This is a genomic window from Chryseobacterium sp. RU33C (genome assembly GCF_900156015.1).
Lineage (GTDB): Bacteria > Bacteroidota > Bacteroidia > Flavobacteriales > Weeksellaceae > Chryseobacterium > Chryseobacterium candidae.
In genome coordinates this window covers 35,900-58,443 of the sequence record NZ_FTMT01000027.1, presented here as the reverse complement: position 1 = coordinate 58,443, position 22,544 = coordinate 35,900, and the positions used below count along the sequence as shown (strand labels likewise).

At 36.7% G+C, this 22,544-nt stretch carries 17 protein-coding genes and 1 pseudogene; 13 read left to right on the top strand and 5 right to left on the bottom strand.

What is annotated here, in order from left to right; all coding sequences use genetic code 11:
- Window positions 1-423 precede the first annotated feature (423 nt).
- Window positions 424-1,179, top strand: a complete 756-nt coding sequence (locus BW946_RS18860) for an SDR family oxidoreductase (protein WP_076597636.1) — start codon at window positions 424-426, stop codon at window positions 1,177-1,179.
- Window positions 1,180-1,261: 82 nt separating this feature from the next.
- Here the strand turns inward: BW946_RS18860 and lgt are convergent, their stop codons facing one another.
- Window positions 1,262-2,098: a prolipoprotein diacylglyceryl transferase gene (lgt, locus tag BW946_RS18855; protein WP_076597638.1), complete on the bottom strand. Its 837-nt coding sequence runs from the start codon at window positions 2,096-2,098 to the stop codon at window positions 1,262-1,264.
- Window positions 2,099-2,430: 332 nt separating this feature from the next.
- On the opposite strand from lgt, the gene BW946_RS18850 reads away from it, so the two are divergent.
- From BW946_RS18850 to tssD, 3 genes and pseudogenes are all read left to right on the top strand, one after another.
- On the top strand, window positions 2,431-3,750 hold the full coding sequence (locus tag BW946_RS18850; RefSeq protein ID WP_076597635.1) for an aspartate kinase: 1,320 nt from the start codon (window positions 2,431-2,433) through the stop codon (window positions 3,748-3,750).
- A gap of 339 nt (window positions 3,751-4,089) precedes the next feature.
- Window positions 4,090-4,785, top strand: coding sequence for a VIT1/CCC1 transporter family protein (locus BW946_RS18845; RefSeq protein ID WP_076597634.1), 696 nt, complete (start codon window positions 4,090-4,092; stop codon window positions 4,783-4,785).
- Window positions 4,786-4,805: 20 nt separating this feature from the next.
- Window positions 4,806-4,983 (top strand): annotated as a pseudogene (gene tssD / locus BW946_RS21525) (type VI secretion system tube protein TssD); the annotation flags it as partial.
- Window positions 4,984-5,176: 193 nt separating this feature from the next.
- Here the strand turns inward: tssD and BW946_RS18840 are convergent.
- Window positions 5,177-6,574 carry a hypothetical protein gene (locus BW946_RS18840; protein WP_076597633.1) on the bottom strand — a complete coding sequence of 466 codons (1,398 nt, stop codon included), beginning with the start codon at window positions 6,572-6,574 and terminating at the stop codon, window positions 5,177-5,179.
- 492 nt (window positions 6,575-7,066) lie between these two features.
- On the bottom strand, window positions 7,067-7,390 hold the full coding sequence (locus tag BW946_RS18835; protein ID WP_076597632.1) for a hypothetical protein: 324 nt from the start codon (window positions 7,388-7,390) through the stop codon (window positions 7,067-7,069).
- A gap of 934 nt (window positions 7,391-8,324) precedes the next feature.
- Between BW946_RS18835 and BW946_RS18825 the strand changes: the two genes are divergently transcribed.
- The 3 genes from BW946_RS18825 (at window position 8,325) to BW946_RS18815 (ending at window position 14,710) form a co-directional block, all read left to right on the top strand.
- Window positions 8,325-9,077 (top strand): hypothetical protein, encoded by a 753-nt coding sequence (locus BW946_RS18825; protein ID WP_076597631.1) that lies wholly within the window; start codon window positions 8,325-8,327, stop codon window positions 9,075-9,077.
- Window positions 9,078-9,782: 705 nt separating this feature from the next.
- Window positions 9,783-10,952, top strand: coding sequence for a hypothetical protein (locus BW946_RS18820; protein WP_136522216.1), 1,170 nt, complete (start codon window positions 9,783-9,785; stop codon window positions 10,950-10,952).
- A gap of 1,190 nt (window positions 10,953-12,142) precedes the next feature.
- A complete protein-coding gene (locus tag BW946_RS18815; protein WP_170872104.1) occupies window positions 12,143-14,710 on the top strand; it encodes a T9SS type A sorting domain-containing protein in 2,568 nt (855 codons plus the stop codon).
- 297 nt (window positions 14,711-15,007) lie between these two features.
- On the opposite strand, the gene BW946_RS21095 is transcribed toward BW946_RS18815, so the two are convergent.
- Complete coding sequence (locus BW946_RS21095) at window positions 15,008-15,502, bottom strand: response regulator transcription factor (protein WP_083688922.1); 495 nt, start codon at window positions 15,500-15,502, stop codon at window positions 15,008-15,010.
- Window positions 15,503-15,505: 3 nt separating this feature from the next.
- Here BW946_RS21095 and BW946_RS21520 point away from each other — a divergent pair, with 3 nt between their 5' ends.
- From BW946_RS21520 to BW946_RS18795, 4 genes are all read left to right on the top strand, one after another.
- Window positions 15,506-15,658, top strand: coding sequence for a hypothetical protein (locus BW946_RS21520; protein ID WP_168801984.1), 153 nt, complete (start codon window positions 15,506-15,508; stop codon window positions 15,656-15,658).
- 356 nt (window positions 15,659-16,014) lie between these two features.
- Entirely contained in the window at window positions 16,015-16,209 is a 195-nt protein-coding gene (locus BW946_RS18805; RefSeq protein ID WP_170872103.1) for an HU family DNA-binding protein, read from the top strand.
- A 515-nt stretch (window positions 16,210-16,724) separates the two neighbouring features.
- Window positions 16,725-17,831, top strand: a complete 1,107-nt coding sequence (locus BW946_RS18800) for a DUF4377 domain-containing protein (RefSeq protein WP_076597627.1) — start codon at window positions 16,725-16,727, stop codon at window positions 17,829-17,831.
- 150 nt (window positions 17,832-17,981) lie between these two features.
- Entirely contained in the window at window positions 17,982-18,176 is a 195-nt protein-coding gene (locus tag BW946_RS18795) for a LapA family protein (RefSeq protein ID WP_076597626.1), read from the top strand.
- A 394-nt stretch (window positions 18,177-18,570) separates the two neighbouring features.
- Here BW946_RS18795 and BW946_RS18790 read toward each other — a convergent pair whose 3' ends face one another.
- A complete protein-coding gene (locus BW946_RS18790; RefSeq protein WP_076597625.1) occupies window positions 18,571-19,578 on the bottom strand; it encodes a LacI family DNA-binding transcriptional regulator in 1,008 nt (335 codons plus the stop codon).
- A gap of 160 nt (window positions 19,579-19,738) precedes the next feature.
- Here BW946_RS18790 and BW946_RS18785 point away from each other — a divergent pair, with 160 nt between their 5' ends.
- Window positions 19,739-21,184, top strand: coding sequence for a mannitol dehydrogenase family protein (locus BW946_RS18785; protein ID WP_076597624.1), 1,446 nt, complete (start codon window positions 19,739-19,741; stop codon window positions 21,182-21,184).
- The gene (locus BW946_RS18780) at window positions 21,181-22,524 is read left to right on the top strand and encodes an MFS transporter (RefSeq protein WP_076597623.1); all 1,344 of its coding nucleotides are present in this window, start codon (window positions 21,181-21,183) and stop codon (window positions 22,522-22,524) included. The genes BW946_RS18785 and BW946_RS18780 overlap by 4 nt, the downstream gene beginning before the upstream one ends.
- Window positions 22,525-22,544 lie beyond the last annotated feature (20 nt).

The following is a 22,544-nucleotide window of genomic DNA, read 5'->3' as shown; positions in this document are numbered from 1 at the left end:
TCACTGTATTCTTGGACAGGGGACGATGTTTTTTTTAGATTCATAAGGGTGACTAATTTTATGGTTTTTTAGTCAACCTTTTTCAGGACGAGACATGGATAAAAAAATCCTCAGAAGCCTGAGGATTATAAAAAAATATATTAAAAATGAAGTGGTGGTGCGTAATACGGGAGGAAGGTATCAAATGTTATGCCTAAAATCTACGCGAGTTTGTGAATTATCCAAAAGTGTTTAACTGAAAAGCTATGTAACAAAGCGTATCTGATTGGTAAATAACATTCTATTAGAAACTATTTTTTACATAAAATAATAAATACTTTTCCTTTGGTTTAAAAATAATTAATAGAAATTTCCGAAAATTTCACCATGTTGAGGCCGTTTTTATTATTGATCTTTGTCTTATTAATATTTAAATATAAAAACATGTCAACACAAAATGTACAGGGAAAAGTTGTTTTAATTGCCGGAGGAGGTAAAAATTTAGGAGGATTATTAAGCAGAGATTTTGCATCAAAAGGGGCAAAACTGGCAATCCACTACAACAGCGAAAGTTCAAGAGCAGAAAGCGAAAAAACACTCGCTGAAGTGCAGGCTTTAGGGGCTGAAGCATTTTTATTTCAGGGAGATCTTACTAAAGTAGATCATATCACAAAGTTTTTTGATGAAACCATTTCCCGTTTCGGAGGAATTGATATTGCGATCAATACTGTAGGAATGGTACTTAAAAAGCCATTTTCAGAAACTACGGAAGCGGAATATGATACGATGTTCAATGTCAATTCCAAGTCGGCTTACTTCTTTCTTCAGGAAGCGGGAAAAAAACTAAACGATCACGGAAAGATTTGTACCATTGTTACTTCATTGCTGGCGGCTTACACCGGATTGTATTCCACCTACGCAGGAGCAAAAGCACCGGTAGAGCATTTTACAAGAGCGGCTTCCAAAGAATTCGGAGCAAGAGGTATCTCCGTAACGGCAGTGGCCCCCGGCCCAATGGATACTCCTTTCTTCTACGGGCAGGAAACGGATGATGCAGTGGCTTATCATAAATCGGCATCCGCATTGGGTGGACTTACTGATATTAAAGATATTGCACCTCTGGTAGAATTCCTGGTAACAGAAGGATGGTGGATCACCGGACAAACCATCTTTGCCAACGGCGGATATACAACGAGATAATATATTATAAAATCCAGGCAAAAAAGAAACTCACTGAAAAACAGGATTCAGTGAGTTTTTTATGGTAAAAGAAATAAGAAAATTAAAGGGTTTTAATCTTTCCTTTCTCCCATATACTTCTGATAATAAAGAATAATCCGAGAAGAACAAATGGAATACTCAAAAGCTGCCCCATATTCAGGCTCATTCCGTGCTCGAATTCTACCTGATCTACCTTGATAAACTCAATCAGGATTCTCATGATGAAGATCAACAGAATACTGATTCCAAAATAAAACCCTTTTCCGATTTTAAAGATATTCTTCCTGTAAATAAAGTATACAGCAATGAAAATGATAAAATAAGAGATAGCTTCATAAAGCTGAGCAGGATGTCTGGGAAGATCATCCACCTGACGGAAAATAAAAGCCCATGGAACATTGGTAGGAGTTCCTATAATCTCGGAATTCATAAGATTGGCAAGCCTGATAAAAGTACCTCCCAACGGAAGTACAATAGCTATTGCATCCAAAACGGTCATGAACGGAATTGAATACTTTCTGGCATAGATAAGAAGCATAATAACCAGACCAATACCACCACCATGGCTGGCAAGACCTGCAAATCCTGTGAAATGGTAGATCCCATCCGGTCCTTTCTGAATAGGTAGAAATATCTCTACCGGATGCTGGGAATAATAATCAAAATCATAAAAAAGACAATGTCCCAATCTCGCACCCACTAAAATTCCTATCAGTGCATAAGAGAATAAAGCTTCGTGGGCTTGTGAACTAAGCCCCTCTTTTTTATAAATTCTTTTTAAAATATTTAATGATAAAACAAGTCCCGCAAGGAAAAGTAATCCGTAATATTTTATGGGAAGCCCTAAAATATTGACGATTTCGGGATTGACATCCCAGTTGATATATAATAAATTCATTGCTGCAAAGATAAGAAAATAGGATTTTCCCGAAAATATGAACCTGTTCAGGATTTCTATGGTCTGGCTCATAAAGCGTTAGCTACAATACTGGTTGTGTTGGGTGTACATCCAAAAGAAAGAATTTTTTTAGACTGAGATTAATAAAAATGTGTATATTTGCCCAGCAAAAAAAGAAAATGATTTTATCTAACCTTAAAAAAGCAAAGAAACAGAACTTACGTCGAACGTCGTGAGTCATTTTCCTTTGGTTAGAAACTAAAATATATCAGGAGCTTGTCATCACGACAAGCTCTTTTTTTTTGGAAAATATTCAACAATTTAAATCTATTATGAAAGTATTAAAATTTGGAGGAACTTCAGTAGGAAGTCCGGGGAGAATTGAGCAGTTATTACCTATCATCAGATCTCAGGCAGCAGATCAACATCTTGTTGTTTTGTCAGCTGTTTCAGGAACTACCAATGACCTGGTAAAATTATCAGAGCTGTATGAGAAAAAAGATATTGAAGCTGCTTACAAACATATTGATGAAATGTATGATAAGTATAAAAACTTTGTTAATGAACTGTTTAAAACTGAAGAAGGTATTGCAGAAGCATTACTGTTCATTGACAAAATTTTTGATCTGTTTTATCAATTTAAAAATAAAAACTTTACCTCCAGTGCAGAACGGATTATTCTGGCTCAGGGAGAAATTATTTCAACAACGCTTTTCCATTTCCATTTAAAGGAAATTGAAATTCCTTCAGTGCTATTATCAGCACTTGATTTCATGCTGATTGATGAAGATAAAGAACCCAATATTGATTATATCAGAGAGCACGCAGGGCGTAAAATTTCAGAATACCCTGAAGAAAGCTTATTTATCACTCAGGGGTATATATGCAGAAATGCCGAAGGTGAAATTGATAATTTACAAAGAGGAGGCTCAGATTATACAGCATCATTATTAGGAGCAGCATTACAGGTTGAAGAAATCCAGATCTGGACAGATATTGACGGATTCCATAACAATGATCCCAGATTTGTTCAGAATACAAAATCTATTGCCAGACTCAGTTTTGATGAAGCTGCCGAATTATCCTATTTTGGAGCTAAAATTCTTCATCCGCAAAGTGTTTTCCCGGCAAGAAAATATAATGTTCCCGTAAGATTACTGGATACGATGAATTTGAGTGCGTCCGGGACATTGATCTCCGGAGAAAGTACAAATCAAAATCAGATTGTAGCCATTGCCGCAAAAGACAATATTACGGCAATTCGTATTCAGTCTTCACGAATGTTGATGGCTTACGGATTTTTAAGAAGGGTTTTCGAAGTTTTTGAACGTTACAAGACACCTATTGACATGATTACTACTTCTGAAGTAGCTGTTTCACTTACTATAGATCAAACTGATTATCTTTCTGAAATTGTGAAAGAGCTGGAATCCTTTTCAGCAGTTGAAATTGATTATGAACAGTCTATCGTTTGTATTGTGGGAGATTTCAGAAAAAACAATAATGGGTATGCCACTATTGTTTCTGAAGCGGTAAAACATATTCCGATAAGAATGATTTCTTATGGAGGAAGTGAGAACAATATTTCACTTCTGGTCTCATCTGCTTATAAGATAGAAGCCCTGAGATCCCTTCATAATAGATTGTTTTAGAAACAATTACCATCCTCAATAAAAATGTTGGAAAGAAATAATATTGTTAAAAATGTAAACTGCAACATCTTCCTTTAATTAATATAGATTGATGTTCAATACCGGTCATATAGAGCAGTCTGTATGACCGTTTTTTTAATGAAATGCTTTATATAATAGATTTTTTCCTGAAATAATATTCTTGGTTTCCTGAATATTTAAATTGAAAATAACCTCAAAAATGAACCTTTAGCTGTCTGATAAAAATAGAAGACCTTCACTGATAATGAAATGAAGTTAATTTAAAATGATTCTTGATGAAACATTTGGTAACTTTATGCTGCTACCAAAACAAAAATTATGCATCATCCGCTGGAGAAACATTATGTAAACAGAGTAGGCTGGCTTCGGGCAGCTGTATTAGGGGCAAATGACGGGTTGTTGTCCACCACAAGTATTGTCATAGGGGTTGCGGCAGCAGCTCCGGAACGGCATGTGATTATTCTTGCTGCACTGGCAGGAATGATTGCCGGAGCAATGTCTATGGCTGCCGGGGAATATGTATCCGTAAGCTCACAGGAAGATACTGAAAAGGCAGATTTGATTCGTGAGCAGCGCGAGCTGGAAGAAATGCCCGAAATAGAACTTAGAGAATTGGCCAAAGTGTATGAAAGAAGAGGTTGTACCAAAGAAACCGCTATGCAGGTAGCTATTGAACTTACAGAACACGATGCACTTGGAGCGCATGCCCGTGACGAACTGGGTATAAATGAAATCACACAGGCGAAACCTTTGCAGGCAGCACTCGCCTCATTCAGTTCATTTGCAGTAGGAGCTTTATTGCCGTTTACCATTTCTCTTTTGGCTCCTCTTAAGCAAATGGTATACTTCCAGTATGGTTTTTCAATCATATTTTTAATGCTTTTGGGAGCTGTTTCTGCCAGAGCCGGAGGTTCCGATATTAAAATTGCCGTGTTGAGAATCTGTTTCTGGGGAACTGTCGCAATGGGAATTACAGCATTGGTTGGACATGTTTTCGGCGTAAATGTTACCTGAAAATGTAAATATTGTCATTTGAAATCTTCTTGAATGGTAAATACAAGCCTACTGTGGGAGAGGAAACTTTCAATAAATCTCACAAAGAAGGAACTTTAACAACCTTGAAATGGTCAAACGTTTATGTCATCCAGCACGAAGTAGATTTTAATGCAGTAGATGGCGACAGTATATATCAGTTTTGTGATAAGTATATAACAGATTTATTTTTTTTCGATAATAAAAACTCACCAGACATTATATAATTATGTTTGTATTTCTAATTAAAAAAATATTATTAAATACATAAGAACAGCTGCAAAATGAAGCTGTTCTTATGATGTATTTGTGTTGATAGAATTTGCCTGTAAGGTAATGGGAGCTTTACCTGTTTTTAGTGTAATTCAAAGGATTAATCAATGCGGACTACGTTGATTGTAAAAGGGGCTACAATATTTGTTGTATTAGGAGTTGATCCAAAAGTAAGGGCCTGAAATGAAAGTACCTGGCCTGCATTTATTTTTAGTAATGCAGAATTTGTACAGGTAACGAAAGACGGAGCTCCAGATACTTCAGGTAGAACAACTTTAGTATTGGTAAATGACTGCTGAATTCCGTTCAGACTGATCTGGGCATATCCTGAATAACCATCTCCACCGTCTTCTGTTGATCCTCTTTGAGGATAATTGATGGTAAAATCAATTTTATACAATCCCGTAGAAAATGCTGTAAAAGTGTTTCCCGTCATTTCACTGAGATTATCAAAAGTTTTTACCGAAACGGAGGTATTTACAAAAGTATTGTTTTGTGTAATTGAAACTATTCCGGTACCTCTTGCAGCACTGATGCTGGAAGAGTTTTTTAACTGTACAACGCCTGTACTGTTCACCGTTAAGCTTCCTGCCGTTCCTGCCGCAGCCTGCAGTCCCTCCAGTCTTACAGGATTGGTCGCATTAATGTGCAGTTTATTTGTTGCAGGAGACGTTCCGATTCCTACATTTCCCGTTATAGGATTAATTCTCATTCTTTCAATTAAACCACCTCCGGTAGAATTTCCGATATAAAAATCTTCTTCCGAACCATTGGTCAATGTTGATCCCGTACGAACAGATCCTAATGCCCAATTTCCCCCACCTGAAGAAGGCCCGTTATTGGTAAAACTAAGCAATGAAAAATTTCCTGTGGCCAAAGCAGAAGTATTTCTTAAAGCGACAATTCCGTACTGATTGGTTCCGGCACTGGCATCAATCAAATTATATCGGTTTGAAGATGGAGTAGTTGAAACTACATGGAATTTTGTTTCAGGAGAACTTGTTCCCAATCCGATTCTGTGATTGGCTCCATCTACAGAAAAGGTAGTCCCGTCAACAGAAAAGCCATTGGTTGCCGTGGTTGTAAATGATAAGCTATTGGCATTTTGAGTCACTACTCTGTTTCCTGAAAGACTTCCGTCTGTATTGTAGATATTCATTGCAAAAGGAACCCATTGAAATCCGCTAAAATAGTAATATCCAATGTTATCAATACTGCCAACCTCTGCTATACTTGGCGTTGTACCGGTGGGTGTAGTTGAGTCTGTAACATAGACAATGGTCCCTTTCTGGGCACTTCCGTAGATTCCCACATCCTTAGAAGCTAACTGCTGTTTAGAAACTCTTGGAGGCAGAATACCATCTCTCATACTTGTATTAGTACTTCCTGCAACATCTAAAGTTGCCTGTGGATTTGTTGTATTTATCCCTACCTGTGCTTTTATGCCTGCTGTTGCCGCATATATTGCGATTAGGGAATAAAATTTAATCATTTTCATATCGTGGGTTATTTAGCTTTTACTTACTGTACTGATTTCTAATGAATCATTGAGATTTTTTACTTTTAATTGCATTACAAGCAATATTGTAATTCGGTAAACAGCTGTAAATCAGATATGCAAATCTATTTTAATTTTATATCATATTCTATACGTAGAAATACTACATTTTTATAAAACAATATCTACAAAATTTTTTATTGCGGAGATTGGCTACTATAGAACCACGAAAATTCAGGTTTGAACAAACAGTGCCGGTAAATAATTGGTCACGATATCTTATTATTTAAAATAAAGATTTTTTAGCATTGCAAGAATGACAGGTTTTGATGTGTAGTTATGTTTGGGAATTGGAAAAGGATAAAAATAATCTGGAATAGACAATATTAAAATATAAAAAGGCAGAAGAAATTTTTCTTCTGCCTTTTTTATATGTAGGTTCATTTATAACCTGTATTCAGAATAGTGTGATTCATCTTGTACTCAAAAATTTTATAATTTTGAGTAAAAGGTTTTCCATTTTGCAATCGTATTCCTACTTGTTCCAAATATAATACACACTTCGGAATTATTCAAATTATTTTTTTTCTGATAATTCAAAATATACTTTATATCTTCCAAAGTATATGAGCGATACACGTTTCTATCTTTAAGATTTTTCGATTGTCCGAATATAATCTTATTCAAAACCAAAACATCCAAAGATGTTAGACAATCCTTTGCTAAAATCGTACTGCATTCCTGAATTTTTTCAGGAAATTCTTCATTCAAAATATCTAAAAAAATAATCTTGAAATGTGGCGATTTATTCTCCATTCAAAAAATATTTTAAATTCAATATAATTATACTTACTAAAAAGCAAAACCAAAAGGTATTTAAATTCAGTTTTGTACTTTACACAACTTTTTACAACTGAAACATTAACTATATTTTTCTATCCATTTATATAAGGTTGTCTTTGGAATATTATATCTATTTATAACTTCTATTTTAGTCATATGGCCGGAAGCTATTTTTTTTAGAATAAAATCAATAATTTCTTTCGAATAGATATTCTTCCGGAATATTGGTAAAGTAGACTTTTTAATATTGGTCTTTTGATTACACTCTGGAGAATACAAAATAAGATGCTGTGAGTATAAGCGAAAAAAATCATACTTCAGCAATTTGCTCAATTTTAAAAGACGATCTGAATCTATTTTATCGGTTATAAATACCATCTCTAGCTCGCTTTCAGAAATATTTAAAAAACTGCATACACGGTGTTTGTCGATATCAAGATCTATAATTCTCTGTTTAATTAAGGAACCTATATGTATATTTTTAATATTCAATTTAATTTTTATTTTTTTAATTTTACTTGAGTTATTCAACAATATCAATAACTTGTAGATTTACTGTTGCTTAGATGGCGCAATAAGCCAATTTGTTTTTCTAATGAAAGTATCTGAATAACAACCATAATTGTAAATTCCGCTTTTACTCCTGAGACTGTAAAGAAATAAAAAAAGGTAATGAACAGAAATAGTGGATATCGATCATTTTGAAACTAGTAATAAGATTTTTCGATTTTTGAAGTGATATTTTTGATTTCACTTGAGTAAAAGAAACGTATGTTTCGATATAAAGGTTACAGATATTTCTAAAAACTTTTTTCAATCTACTTTTGTTGCTGAAAATAGTATATATCTACTATTTTTTTGTGTATGTGACGAGTGTACTTTTGTAAAAATATTTACTTTACAAATTATGATGAATAGAATTTTATTTTGTATTTTATTGACATTCATATGTTTCCATCCATTATTATCACAGGTTGGCATCAACACGTCAGATCCAAAAGCTACACTGGATGTTAATAAAAATGCTTCTATAGCTATCCCGCCTCCGGGTATCATTGCACCAAGACTTACGGGAGATGAGATAAAAACCTTAGATAATCAGTATACGATAGCCCAGAAAGGAGCAATTGTTTATGCCACATCTCCTGTAACAGTTCCTTCTGTGAAAACAGTCAATATTACCAGCCCTTGTTACTATTTTTTTGATGGAGCTATTTGGGAAAATCTCGGACAATGTTCTGACCCCACCAATGGGTCGGATATTATAAAAGCAATTTATACTGGAACCGCTCCAGATCCTTCTAGAACAGTATCCATAGGAGACTATAGGTTCAGGTTTGGAAATGTGAGTGGCAACTTTCAGCCTCAGATAGCGCTGATCAATCAGCCTGCGGCTAATAAAAATGTTTATATCGGTTTTAACCAGCAATATGCTCAGAATGGTTTTGAATACAATAACTGGACGAGAACTTTTACACAATCTAATTATTCTACATATCAGAATGTTACAAGCGATGTTTCTAATAATATTGTTAATTATGAATTAAATATCGTCAATATAGTAGATGTTGAAGCTAATGGCTATTACAGGGTTACATTTTACATATCGGGACCACCTTCAGGCGCAAAGGCATTCATTATAGTGGCCGAAAAGTTTTAAATTTTTAATCTGTTACATGCCTATTATCGCAAGACTTTTAATAAAAATTGATATAATAATAAAATATAAACCTGAACCTAAACAGAAATGAAAGTTGCATAAATCCATCGTGGCAATAAATTAATAACCTAAAAAACACACAAACAAATGAAAATTAAATCTACTATCCTCACCTACAGGAACTCTTACTGCGGAAGTACTTCCATTATCGCGTTACTTATTTAACTTTAGGCTTTTGTAAAGATGCTTTCGTTATAAAAATTAGCACTGTCAATATTTTATAAGAATGAATTTTGAGCAAGATGTTTTGACTCAATAAATTCTTTTGTGATTTTTTCTGTTTTTTAAAGCACGAAAATTTTACACTTTCCAAAACGCTTTTTTTGACCTACATCTTTTACAAATAATAGCATCCACAGACAGAGCATGACACTGTTTAAAAATTGCAGATTATGATCTGAGGATGTCGTCCTAAGCTTGCAGAAAGAATTCTTTATATAACCAATTATCAATAGCACTTATTCAATATTAGTTCAAGAAATAGGTAAATATGTTTTTCAAAAAGACCTATAGTGCTATTGATTTTAATCTATTTACATCAGATAAAGATGAATAAAGATGATTAAAATCGGGCAGAATGGAATGAGTTCACACAAATTTAAAAGACACAATTATTTAAAATAAATTATTAATTAAAACCAAAAAATGAAAAAAAACCTATTTACATTTTTATTGCTATCAGGAAGCTCTATGGCATTCGGCCAGGTAGGGATTAATGCGGATAACCCTAGTGCATCTCTTGATATCTTATCAAAAGGAAACACCTCTGCCACCAAAGCGTTAGAAGTCAATTCTTCCACTGCAGAGATCGTTACAGTATTGGATAACGGTAATGTTGGCATCAACGTTACAAATCCTGCTACTAAGCTTCACATTGTATCCTCTACCGCCGGCTCCGGCTTGCGTTTGGCCGATGGTTCACAAGCCGCAGGCAATGTACTGATATCCGATTCAGATGGTAATGCCCGCTGGGTAGCTTCTCCTATTGATTGGAACACCAATGGTAATACAGGAACCACCGCCACATCGGCAGCTTTGGGAACCGATATCAGCACAGGCAATTACCTGGGAACAAATGACGGCCAGAATCTTGTTTTTGCCACTAAGAAAAATGTGAAAGCGATATTGGATGCCAACGGAACTTTACGGGGGGGGAACTCTACTGAATTCGCAGGTAATTATGCAGCCTTTTCCTGGGGAACCAATAATTCAATCGATTCATCATCTTCCAACGTTGCAATAGGAAGAAATAATTCAGTTACTGCAATCAATGGTGAGTCTCCATCTGTTGCTATTGGATCACGCAACACAGTGACAAGAGGAGCAAAAGTAATTGGCAATTCTAATTCCGCAACAGGAGCCTATAACTTGGTATTCGGAAATTTGAATACAGTTAGCGGTACAACTGGGATAACCTTAGGATTTACTAACACAAATGATGGTGGAGTAGCTGTAGGATCTTCAAATAATGTAGGGATTGGTTCCTTTACATTTGGGACAGGAAATAAAGCGATTTCTGGTAATGGATCGATAGTTCTTGGAATTAACGGACAGGGCGCAGGCAATGAAAACGTTTATGCCAATAAGACACATGTATTTTTTAATGAAAATAATGCAGATAATACCGTAGTAGGAATCAATATGAGGCCTTCTGCCGGTTCTGTTACAGGGAATGGTGCGGCTATTCAAATGAAGGGCGTTTCCAAACCGAATAATGACTCTTGTACTGCTGCTGAAGAAGGCGCAATTCGGTACAATTCTAACCTGAAGAGACACGAAGGGTGTAACGGTACAATATGGACAGGTATGTATTAATTAAATTATATGAATCCTTGTTCTATTACCTAAAACTATTTTAACGCAAGGTTCGCTAAGTTTTATTTGATTTTATAAGTGTTTTTAAGGCTCGCAAGGGCGTAAACTCAGCAAAGTTTTAGGTGTTTTTATAGCATTTTCAACTTAGGTAACATATCGGAAATTCATTTAAATTAAATACTCTAATGGACTTATCCCTTTTTTAAATTTGAACATTGTTGGGTTATGTTTTAAAATAAAAGGGATAAGACAGCCATAGAGTGCTCTATAATCATTGTTATTTGACCATAAAATATTCATTATGAATGAAAAATAATTTTTTCTCCTTTGTACTGTTGTCAGCATATTAATTACGGTGCAATCAGCAGTTTCAGGGCTATACGATACGTTTAATGGGTTTTATACGTCTACAGCAAGCACTTATAAAACTACTCCAATTGTGAATGACAGTAACTTTGTGAATCGTCTTTACAGAGACTTACAATAACATAACGAAAACTTATCATCGCTTCTTCTATCTTACTTTATCTCTGATAGAAGAAGAGGCCTAGAGATATCATCAGCAATATTCAACATAGATGCGAAGGATATTAAACCATTGTCATTAAGCTCTGCGATAGATGATATACCGGATTTTTCCGGTACACAGGTTGGGCAACAGCCATCTGGTGCTTCCATATCTTCACACTTTTAGATTATTTGAATAGTCAGGAGGGAAATTCCATCGTGTTACCACCTGTAGGAAGAAATGACTGCAGTTTTTAGAACGGATAATAAACAAAGTAATGGTGTGTGAGATACCTGTTTGATCTCTTTCAGGCTGAAGGATTGGCATCGATGCATCCAATATAAACTCTGTGGCAAAGCTAATGATAACATTTTCCGGAGAATCGGATATATTTTTTTTGCCTTTAATACCAACACCCTCCAATGTGCTTGCTATGATCCTCCAATACAACAGGCATTACCTTACAGCAGATTGGCAACCGTGATTGGGAAATGAGCAGAACCGGAGTACAGACAAGTTTGGAATCCAACACAAAAGGTCTTGTCACTACCAAAAAGGTTTGCTGTATTAATGGAAACTCTGGAGCTTATGGACGGATCCTTAAATCTGAAAAATTAATATTCTGAAACCTGATAAATTAAACTAAACAAAAACTTAAAAAAACAAAAAAATGACAAAAAAAATGACAAAAAAATTAGCTGTTATGCTGATGACATTCCTGATGTCTGCGATAGCATTTGCACAGCAAGGCTACGAACCTATCCGCGGGATGGGAGTAGAGGCAAAACCTGTAAATAATTCGGGGATTTGCTTAGCATGTTACAATGGAAGTATGACCCCTGTGGTAGATGCCAATCTTGATAATAAAGTGAGCCTGGGTAACTTTGCTTCTTTAGTGAGTGGAAACGGAATTTCTGTAAAAAATAATAACACAACTTATCCGGCTGGTTATATCACAGGATTTAATGTTGATCTCGGGGCAAGTTTTATCACCATAGACCTGCTGAGCTCTTTGAGGATCAGTACCTATAAAAACGGTGTCCTGCAGGAGACAACAACAAGCAGTACTTTGCTATCCGTACCGGCATTCGGGGGTAGTAAAAACAGAATATTCCTGCATTTCAAAACAACGAAAGCGTTCAATGAGGTAAGGCTCTATCAAACCAATGTGCTTTCTTTGTTCAGCGCTTTGAATGTGTATTATGCCTTCGCTTTCGATCCCTCTGCAGTACCAACCGATAACAATGGCATCTGTGATGATATCATTGCCGGTAGCGGTGTAGATGGTAACGTGTCAGGAAGCAGTAGTTTCATTTCACCACTTTCATTTGTTGTGGACAAAGAAAAGATTGGAGATGGCAATAAAAATTCTTACGGATCTATTGTTCTTCCTGTCGGGTTGCTGGGATCTTATTCTGTAGGGGTTTTAGATAAGAATCAGGTCTACCCCGCTGGCAACAGAACAGGATTTGTTATAGAGCCTGATGATCAGGGGAAACTGTTGAGTGCGGAGTTTCTAAAGACCATTACTGTTGAAACCTATCTATTTGGGCAACTTCAGGATTCCAGAAGATTATCTGATGGCGGAGGTCTGATGAATATCAAGGTTATAAGCTTTGGTTCTGCAAAACAAAAAGTAACCCTCACTACCACGAAGCCTTTCAACGAGGTAAGGTTGAAAGTTACTCAGGGAATTGGTTTCAATTTAGGAAAACTGAAAGTGTATTATGCCTTCGAAGAACCTATAGGTTGCGAATGTGACGATAAGATCCAGACAAGCGGGTCTTCTATTTCCGGAAATATCGTAGACGGATATGGATGGACCAATTCTGGTTTGGGTCTTTTTGCACCAAATCTATCAAATCCTGGTGCTGTGGTAGACAATAATCCGAACAATTACGCCAAGCTCACGGCTCCATTGCTAGGGGTATTTCTTTTGCCTGGTAGTTTGACCGTTAGTACCAATAGTATGCTTCCGGCCAATACAGTGGCAGGCTATACTCTCGAAAAATCGGGAAGTTTGATCGGTGTAGGTATTTTTGATGCCATTACCGTGCAGTTCTATAACGGAAATACATTAACAGACACCTTCTCATCCGGAAGCTTGATCTCCGGGAACTTACTTACAGGTGGAAGCAACAGGTTCTATGTTGGGGGTAGGTCTACCCAACCTTTTAACCGTATAAAAATTACCTTCAGTACACTGCTATCCGTCAGCCTGGGCCAGGGCTACAATATTTATAATGCTTTTGCCAGCAAAGATGATGACAATGACGGGGTGGCAAACTGCTTCGATCGTTGTCCTAACGGTGATGACAGTATAGACCTTAATGGAAACGGAATACCGGACTGCGCGGAGGGATGTTCAGTAGTAAACGACAAATCACCTGTATTGGATACAGATGGTGATGGTATCTTAGATGCTTGTGACCTGGATTCTGATAACGACGGGATTCCTGATGCTGTTGAAGATTTTGATAAAAATGGACTCTTCGAGAATGATGATAATGAGGGTAATCTTCTGTTATTGCCAGTTTTGGGAGATGGCGTACCGAACTACCGTGATCTGGATTCTGATAACGATGGCGTTCTGGATCTGTTTGAATCCGGAATCCCAACATCAATTATATACCAGATTGATACCGACCGTAATGGAGTGATTGACAGCAATATTGCAATAGGTAATAATGGTATTGCCGATATTTTGGAAACTTATCCTGATTCTGGAGTAATGAAATATCTGATTAAAAATACAGACGGTGATTACCTTCCGGATTTCTTGGATATCACTTCCAACGGTTTAGATTTTGACTTGCACCAGATCGGGAAAGCCAATCTTGATACATTAGACGGTGGATTTATCTCTATAATCAACGATAGTGACAAAGACGGTATCCAGGCTTTGGTAGATACAGACCTTGTAAAAAGAGGAGCACCAGATTCCCCACTTTCTCCATATGCTGCATTTATGAAGAACGGTTCCAATACCACTGAAAAAGAGCTAAACATAACAGATGTTGCAAAGGATGTCAAAGTATATCCTAATCCTGTACAGGCAGGTAACAATCTGATTGTATCTGGTCTGGATGAAGGGAATTATACTATGTACTCTGCTATGGGACAGGTGGTGAAGACCGGCAAGCTCAATGCAAATACAGAAATTAATACCACTGCATTACCAACCGGGATCTATATCATTAAGTTAGAAAATAAATCATTTGTAAAATCCTATAAAGTGATGGTGAAGTAATCTCATAATCCTTTACCATAAAAGTAAGACTGCTCATTTTTGGGCAGTCTTTTTTATTGAATGAGAGTCCTCTGCTTTAAAGGCTCAAAAATTTACCATTTGTGATGTAATGACTATGAATAGGGATAACTTAATAAAGTTCAGATTTTTTTTGCGTAGAAAAATGCTTGTTGCTATACTCCCGTTGATCTTTTAAACATATAAAACAGGCAACCCAAATAGAAGAGGAGGCCATTCCGGATCAAATTATGTTCTTTGGTTCGTGATATTGCCGTTGGTGTAGACTGCCAGGTTTTCCTAGGATCCCAGCTCAGCACCCAGGTGCTTTATCGTATAGGCCACCAGCTCACCGGTGGTTTTGGTATTGGTCTTCTGCCTAAGGTTGCGTTTGTGATTTTCTACCGTATGGTATGAGATAAAAAGCTTTTCTGCGATCTGTGGTGTAGTGAAGCCTTTGAATATCAGCGCCAGTACCTCCTTCTCACGACGCGTGAGAATAACCGGGCTGGTATGCTGCTGTTTTATTTGCTGTTCTTCATAGATATAATGGGTCGATTTTCCATTAGTATGGTCTACCATAGACAGCAACGGGACATCCCTGTCCTGAAGCCCATCCATATCATAGACCACAAACAGGACACTTTCCAGATTTTTTGCCAAGCTGATGAACTGCTGTGCAAACTGCATCAGCACCCAGCGGTAGATATTGTTCCGGCTTATCATCCTCACATAAATACTAAACCTGATGCCTTCTCTGGCCAATTCTCCTTCCCCAAGATAAATGTCGGTCATAAAATGGATGGCCGACCGGATAAAGGCCCGGTCATCGGGATGGTAAAGCTCAGAAAAGTAAGCAGCATCCCGGGTGAGCCATTCTTCTTTGGAATAGGGCGTAAACTCATCAATGTTATGGCTCACATGTTCCAGCCTAAGCGTGTAATGGTTTGACACTGCCCAGCAAAACGGCGCTATCGCAAAATCCTCTATCCTTTCTATAAAACCGGAAAAATAGCTGAGGTAATCCGTAGCGGGCTCTTCTCCGTCTATTTTGAAAAAACGGATAAAGGCATCTGTGTCAATGTGATTCAGTCTTTTCATTTTTTGTAAGTATATTATCTGCCCACTCCTGCAACTTCAATAATCAAGTGAAAGAATAAAAAACAGAGAAGACCAATAACCAGCAGTCTTTCCGACTGAAACAAAGTAACCTAATTATAACAGATAATAAAATGACAGATTTCTACTATTTATTCCTTTTAGAATTGCCCTTAGCTTTGTAAACATAAATTGATGAATACAATATTATGTCTATCAAGTACAATCTGATCCAGAGAGTCCAGCCTGGTGTGACAGACGATGTAAAAAAGAAATGGTATGCGGTAGCCATCAATGACGATGAGATCACAGTAGAAGATCTCTGTAAACAGATAGAAAAATTCTCTGCATTGTCCGAAGCTGATATCAGAGGAGTTGCCATTGCACTGTATAATGTGATTTAGGGAAGCCTGTCCAATGAAAAGATCGTGAGATCAGAGTGAACTACCGGGCCGAGCAACGTATCAACACTGCTCTGAAGGCCGTTGCATTCAGGAGATCTAAATAGCATCAGAGCGGGCGCGTTTAAGAGTTGCTTAATTCATAAGTATAAGTTGTTCAACTCTTCGCTAAGAGTTAAGAATATAACAGTGTAGATTTTACAGATATCCATAAATTATTATTGTTTATAATTTTAACCATGAATTCTAGAGATTCAAATTATACAATTTTTAAGTTGGGCGGGATGTTGGCATCCCGCTTTTTATGGACTGACTGATCTGTCCTCTGTGCCAGAGAATTTGAAACATTGCTCAAAAAAACAATGATGAACAATGAAGAACATATTTTTACATACCGTTGAGAAATCCAGGATAGGATCAAAAACCCTATCATACACTTACATTAATAAACATAAAAACACATTTACATAATAATTTGAAACCGACTGCAGAGAGTCAGTTTTTCTAATCAATTACAAATGAATTACAAATCTTTAATTACAACCTGCATCTTATCCTTAACGCTATTAGCTTGTAATGCAACTCAAAAATTCAAAGAAAAAACAATCTTGATCGGGGCTGAAACCAAACCTTGTGATGCCGGAGCCGGAATGACGCGCTGTATGCAGGTAAAATGGTCGGAAGACCAAAAGTATTGGGGTTATTTTTATGATCATATAGAAGGTTTTAATTACCAGGAGGGCTATGAATATGAACTCGTGATCAAAGAAGAAAAAGTAGAAGATCCTCAGGCAGATGCCTCCAGTGTCAAAATAACCCTGGTGAAAGAACTAAGCAAAAAAAAGATGTTACCTACGCTTTCTAACAATCAATTAAGTAAAAAACCATTTACTTCATCGCACCTTTTTACAGCCCGTTATAATGGCACAGATTTTCACCAATGTATGGGGCGTACTGCTTTGTGCCCTGACAGATGTGGCGAATCCGGCAACTTGGCCAAGTTTAGCATTATAGATTACAAAAATCATTTGATCAATGGTAAAGCCGGCACAGAAAAGCTGAAAGAATATGCTGTACTGATCAGTGACTATTACAAAAAAGATTTGAATAAACCTTATGTAGCTGCCATAAAGAGTTTGAACAAAGGAGACATAGTTACCATTAATCTTGATTTTGTGTATGACACCACTCAACCTGTTGTAAAAACAGAACAAAAAATAATCAGTATTACCAAAAACAGCGGACAAAACAGCAACACCGGTCAGTTGCCAAATAATGAAACTATTACAGATAAGAGATGGACATTGGTAGAGTTTATGGGTAAGACTGTTATGGCTGATGGAAAAGATTACTACATCATTTTTCATACTAAAGACAAACGTGTAGAAACAAAGGTGGGTTGCAACCTGATGAGGTCAACGTATGAAATGGAAAATATCTATGCGTTGAAAATCAATGCGCTGGCAAGTACAAGAATGGCCTGCAAAAATGGACAAATAAACGAAATCGAATATTCCAAACAAATACAAAACGTAAATAATTTTACGGTAAGCGCAGATGGTAAACGGCTGTCGCTGAACAAAAACCGAATGTCACCTATTGCTGTTTTTCAATTGGGAAAATAGATAAGTATAAAACGATTGGCAAGTTTCAATGTGATTATGAAAACGTCAGATATAACCTATGGATACTATAAATGGTAGTTTTTTCCCGAGAAGCAAATGTATCATATATAGTACCCGAAAAGAATGACTGAACTTTAAAAAATAATACTGATGAAAAACATTTCTATCCGTCAAGTTATCGATATCGCTTTATTGATTTTACTTTTGGTTTTTATTGGTCAAAACCTTGAAAATGTCAAAGTAAAATTTACAGTATTTAGTTTTGAGTTACCGTTGGTAATACTTATCGCTATTGTATTCTTCATAGGATTTTACACCGCAAAATCATTTAACAGAAAAAAATAACATAGCATTAAAAGAACTGCTACAAAGATTAACAACGGAAAAAAATACCCCTTGCGTAAGCATTTCATTAAATACGCATCGTACACACCCGGATAACGCAAATGATGAAGTTATTTCATATAGACAATATCAGGAGCTAATTCAGGAGTATATGGTGTGATATAAACAACGAACTGCTAAGAAAGCAATGTTCAAAGTCGGGTTGAAGTTCGTCGATTGGGCATTTGTGCAGGGGGCAGCTTTCATTTTTTTGATTGAACTCTTATGGACAATCATACATTTTTATATATGAAACTAGAAATATAAGGTGTTGGTTGTCTGCAAGTAATAGAGATTGTTATATGTAGTAAAGCTGATTTACGGTACATGTAAGTATGTTTTTACCTGGTATTTTTTACAAAGTTGATGTTCTGAATACCAATAATGCATCCAGTGAAACAGTTTTGCTTGGTGTAGAATTATCTTTTATTTTTTCTAAGATTAGTTCTGCTGCAATTTCACCCATTTTTGTTAAGGGTTGCTGCACACTGGTCAGTTGAGGATAAACCATCGTAGATAATTCAGTTCCTGAAAAACTTGCAACGGCTACGTCATCGGGAATTTTTAGACTCTTTTCAAGAAGAAAATTCATAGCTCCAATTGCCAGGGTATCACTGAATGCAAAGACACTGTCAAACTCTACCTTTTTATCTAATAACTGCTGTATCGCATTTCTCCCATCATTAAAAGTCATTCCTTCCGTTTGGGTAATCAGACGCTCATCAAAGATACCGTATTTATCCACAATACGCTTATATCCGTTAAATCGTTCTCTGACATTTCTGATTGTTGGCGGTCCCATGATATACGCTATTCTTTTTCTACCGGTTTCAACGAGATGCTCCACCATTAGAGATGTTTTAATATAATCATCCACAATTACCTTTGAAACATCCAGAGCTTTATCGGGAATTCTGTCGAAAAAAACCAAAGGAATTCCCTGTCCCATTATACGCCTGTATATATCATTATTAAAGGTTTCATGACATACATTGATAATGATCCCGTCTACATCAAATCCTTCCAGAAGTTCCAGGTTTTCCCTTTCGATTAGCGGATTCTCATCACATTGGGTGATCACAAGTCTGTAGCCTAAAGGATATAGCACATTCTGAATCCCTTCAAGCACCTTTGCCGAAAAAGGAGTCACCATCTCGGGGACCACAATCCCTATTGTCTTTGATTTTCCGGACTTTAAATTCAGAGCAGTCAGATTAGGTTTATATCCTAACTGATCTGCAGCATCCAGTACCCGTTGACGCGTTTCAAAATTTACATTTTTATCATTAAGCAGTGCCCGGGAGATGGTAGAGGTAGATAATGACAAAAATTTTGACAAATCTTTAATGGTTGCTCGCTTCATGGGACTATGTTTTTGTTAAAATTAATAAAAAAAATCGGCAATTGGGAACGTGCCCGGAATTTTGAGAACGTTCCCAATAGAAATTTTATAAAAAAAATGAAATGTGAACAGATTGTTAATATAGTTTTAACCCATTCACTAATTTACTAAGAATTTACCTATGAATACCATTTCTTATCATTATGATCCTCAAAAGATAAAGACGGGAATTTTACACATTGGTGTAGGAAATTTCCATAGAGCTCATCAGCAGTTTTACACCAATAAATTATTGGAATTTGAAGACCAGCAGCAATGGGGAATCTGTGGAGTATGCCTATTGCCTTCCGATGAAAAGATTATCAATGACCTTAAAGCTCAGAATCTTGATTATACACTTACAGTATGTGGAAGAAATGAAACAAATCAAGTCTACAAAATAGGATCATTAAATGAACTCATCTGGGGGATTGAAGATCCGGAAGCGGTGAAAGAAAAAATTGCAGACAGCAATGTTAAAATAATCACCTTAACGATTACGGAAGGAGGATATAATCTTGATAAGGAAACAGGCAAATTTTTGTTAGCAGATAAAAAAATTCAGGAGGATCTGCGCAATACTGAAAATCCTTCCACTGTTTTCGGATTCATCGCAGAAGGTCTGAGCAGGAGGAAAATGAGGAATAACGGAGGCGTTACGATTCTTTCCTGTGATAATCTACAGCATAATGGTAACACGTCTAAGCAAGCTTTTACCGAATTTATACAAGCCTGGGACAAAGATCTTGCAGAATGGGTAAAAAACCATGTTACCTTTCCCAACAGTATGGTAGACCGCATTACTCCGTCCACAACTTCTGAAGATATTACCAGACTGAACAGCTCCAGCGGAATTGCGGACCTGGCTCCTGTTTACTGTGAAGATTTCATACAATGGGTAATAGAGGATGACTTTATTGCCGGAAGACCTGAATGGGAAAGAGTTGGAGTGGAATTTACAGATGATGTGACAGCTTTTGAGAATATGAAACTGAGCCTTTTAAATGCTTCACACACCCTGCTCTCTTACCCTTCTTTTCTTATGGGATACCGTAAAGTGGACCAAGCCATGGAAAACCAGAATCTCAAAAAGTTTGTTCGTGATTTTATGGATATTGATATCACCCCTTTTGTTCCTGTTCCTAAAAATACAAACCTGGAAGAATACAAAAAAACGCTTCTCGAAAGATTCTCTAATCAAAGTGTGAGCGATCAGGTGGCAAGGTTGTGTTTTGACGGGATCTCAAAATTTCCGGTGTATATCACGCCAAATCTGGACAAAATGATTAAAGCCGATGCAGACCTTACAAGACTTGCTTTTCTTATCGCTGCCTACAGGCATTATCTCAAATACAAAAAGGATGACAAAGGGAATTCTTATGAGGTTTCTGAGCCTTGGCTGACTCCGGATGATGAGCAACTGATCTTAAGCGTTGAACCGTTAGACTTTTTAGAACTGTCATCTTTTAAGAGTACTGGACTAAGGTCTTCGGATAAATTTGTGAAGCTATACGCGCGGTTTGCAGATGAAATTAAGAATCAGGGAACCAGTCCTGTTTTACAATCAATTCTAAATAAATTACCATGATTATACAACCAGATATACAGCCATCAGGAGGAAAGCATAATCATGCTGTTCTTCCATTTGCAATTATTACATTCATTTATTTCATTGTCGGATTTTTGACTACCGTAAACGAACAGCTGCAGGCCCCCTTAAAATTTACATTTCTCAGCCATGCTGGCAGTCTTAGAAACACATTGACGACACTTACCACCTTTTTCTTCTTTTTGGGTTACCTGCTGAACGGGACTTTGGGAAGTAAATGGGTCAATGCTTACGGATACAAAAACACAATTTTGCGGGGACTTCTTTTTATGATCTCGGGGCTGTTTATGTATCTGTGCTCATCTTGGATGGGAACTCAATATCCAGATTTGAAATTCAGCATCAGGGATGCCATTATTCCTTTGGGCTTTATCATTTTTATCATTGGGTCTTATTTGATGGGAACATCAGCGGCAGTTATCCAGGTAGTGGTCAACCCTTATGCTGCATCTTATGAGATGAAAGGCACTCAGCCAGTACAGCGGTTGAATATTTTGACAGCAATCAATTCTATAGGAACCACGTCAGCACCTTTCTTTGTTACAGTAGTGATGTTTAGTGGTATTTCCATTGAAAATATAGAGATCAAACAATTATTGTTTCCACTTTCTATGCTCATCCTATGCATCCTGATTATTATTTTGGTTACTAAAAGACTTCATCTGCCGGATATTGCGAATACCAGAGCTGTAGATGGGGAGAAGCTGGAAAGGAGCATCTGGTCTTTCAGGCACTTTGTTTTAGGGGTAGGTGCCATATTTTTTTACGTAGGAACAGAGGTTGCGATAGGTGCTAATATTAATCTCTATGCTTTTGAGCTGATGGATTCAGGGCGTCCCATCAATTTCTTTGGGAAAACAGATATTATTATCGGTGGAGTAGATTTTGGAATCCATGCTTTATTATCTACCCTCTATTGGGGAGGATTTCTTGTAGGAAGATCAATATCCAGTTTTTTTAACAAAATATCAGCAAGGACACAGTTGATTGTCACAACGATTTTGGCTGCTATACTTGCCCTGGTTTCTATGATTACACAAAATCTTTGGTTTCTGGTGGCTATAGGTTTACTGCATTCCTCTATGTGGAGCTGTATTTATTCACTTTCCATAAAAGGATTAAACAAATATACCTCAAAAGCTTCCGGAATATTTATTTCTGCTGTATTCGGGGGAGCTATTTTCACCCTTATTCAGGGAGGTTTGGCAGATATTTTCGGATCATGGAGATGGACATGGTCTCTTACCGTAATCTGTGAATTACTGATGCTTGGATATGCTTTATTTGGGTCTAAAGTACGAGAAAAGGATCTTATCTGATATTTATAAAAAAACAGATC

Coding starts and splice junctions, on each gene's coding strand:
- BW946_RS18785 (WP_076597624.1), top strand. CDS start 19,739: ATGAATACCATTTCTTATCATTATGATCCTCAAAAGATAAAGACGGGA.
- BW946_RS18840 (WP_076597633.1), bottom strand. CDS start 6,574: ATGAAAATGATTAAATTTTATTCCCTAATCGCAATATATGCGGCAACA.
- BW946_RS21520 (WP_168801984.1), top strand. CDS start 15,506: ATGGATGGCCGACCGGATAAAGGCCCGGTCATCGGGATGGTAAAGCTC.
- BW946_RS18825 (WP_076597631.1), top strand. CDS start 8,325: ATGATGAATAGAATTTTATTTTGTATTTTATTGACATTCATATGTTTC.
- BW946_RS18850 (WP_076597635.1), top strand. CDS start 2,431: ATGAAAGTATTAAAATTTGGAGGAACTTCAGTAGGAAGTCCGGGGAGA.
- BW946_RS18800 (WP_076597627.1), top strand. CDS start 16,725: ATGAATTACAAATCTTTAATTACAACCTGCATCTTATCCTTAACGCTA.
- BW946_RS18790 (WP_076597625.1), bottom strand. CDS start 19,578: ATGAAGCGAGCAACCATTAAAGATTTGTCAAAATTTTTGTCATTATCT.
- BW946_RS18780 (WP_076597623.1), top strand. CDS start 21,181: ATGATTATACAACCAGATATACAGCCATCAGGAGGAAAGCATAATCAT.
- BW946_RS18860 (WP_076597636.1), top strand. CDS start 424: ATGTCAACACAAAATGTACAGGGAAAAGTTGTTTTAATTGCCGGAGGA.
- BW946_RS18815 (WP_170872104.1), top strand. CDS start 12,143: ATGACAAAAAAATTAGCTGTTATGCTGATGACATTCCTGATGTCTGCG.
- BW946_RS18835 (WP_076597632.1), bottom strand. CDS start 7,390: ATGGAGAATAAATCGCCACATTTCAAGATTATTTTTTTAGATATTTTG.
- BW946_RS18795 (WP_076597626.1), top strand. CDS start 17,982: ATGAAAAACATTTCTATCCGTCAAGTTATCGATATCGCTTTATTGATT.
- BW946_RS18845 (WP_076597634.1), top strand. CDS start 4,090: ATGCATCATCCGCTGGAGAAACATTATGTAAACAGAGTAGGCTGGCTT.
- BW946_RS18820 (WP_136522216.1), top strand. CDS start 9,783: ATGAAAAAAAACCTATTTACATTTTTATTGCTATCAGGAAGCTCTATG.
- BW946_RS18805 (WP_170872103.1), top strand. CDS start 16,015: ATGTCTATCAAGTACAATCTGATCCAGAGAGTCCAGCCTGGTGTGACA.
- lgt (WP_076597638.1), bottom strand. CDS start 2,098: ATGAATTTATTATATATCAACTGGGATGTCAATCCCGAAATCGTCAAT.
- BW946_RS21095 (WP_083688922.1), bottom strand. CDS start 15,502: ATGACCGACATTTATCTTGGGGAAGGAGAATTGGCCAGAGAAGGCATC.